Raw genomic sequence first — 968 nt, 5'->3', positions numbered from 1 at the left:
AGGCACTCGTTTCCGATTCGGATAGAACAGGTAATCAAGAGCGATGTAGAAAAAAGTAGCCTGTCACCAACCCCAGAAAAAAAACCATTAGATAAACGTAAGCGTGGACGACCAAAAGGGAGCAAGAACAAGAATAAAACAGAGGTTATTTTCACATCTGAATTACTAAGAATTAAGAAGATGATTAATGAGTTAGTCTTGTTAATAGCTAACTTTATCCCTCTGACTTACTTAGTGTTAGACGGTCATTTTGGGAACAATAATGCCTTGCAGATGGCTCGTCAAGTTAAGTTGCATATAATTTCCAAGTTACGCCATGATTCAGCATTATACATACCTTACCAAAACCCCGATCCTAATCGTCGATCCCGTCGTAAATACGGTAATAAGCTGGATTATTGTAATATACCTGACGCATATTTGTGTAAAAGTAGCATTGAGGAGGATATCAAAACTGACATTTATCAAACTACTTTACTCCACAAGGAATTTGCTCAAGCACTAAATATAGTTATTTTAGTCAAAACCAATCTTAAAACTAATGCTCGTAGCCATGTAATTCTATTTTCTAGCGACCTAAAGTTGTCATACGAAAAGATAATCGATTACTACAAACTCCGTTTCCAAATCGAGTTTAATTTTCGTGATGCCAAGCAGTTTTGGGGGCTGGAAGATTTTATGAACTTAAGCCAAACGGCTGTGACTAATGCTGCTAATCTAGCATTCTTCATGGTCAATTTATCCCATCATCTCCTCTGGGATTTTCGTCTCCTTAATCCCGACTCCGGCATTCTTGACCTTAAGGCTCACCCAGAGTGGTTTTCGATATGTCCATGAAATTTTAAAAATGCTTCCCGAAATGCCTGAGCCTATTTTATTAACCCAGATTTTTGCCAAGCTTACTTCTTTAGGACGTATTCATCCCGTTTCTACAGGCATTGAACCCTCGTAAATTGGCTAAGGTATTG

General features: G+C 38.1%; 1 pseudogene. It reads left to right on the top strand.

Features of this window, described 5'->3' with window-relative positions:
• Positions 1 to 952 (top strand): annotated as a pseudogene (locus ACM0OY_RS40460) (transposase); the annotation flags it as partial.
• Positions 953 to 968 lie beyond the last annotated feature (16 nt).

It is taken from the genome of Nostoc sp. CCY 9925 (genome assembly GCF_963920935.1).
Lineage (GTDB): Bacteria > Cyanobacteriota > Cyanobacteriia > Cyanobacteriales > Nostocaceae > Nostoc.
Note: the sequence above shows the minus strand (reverse complement) of the source record. Positions and strands in the feature narration are given on the sequence as shown.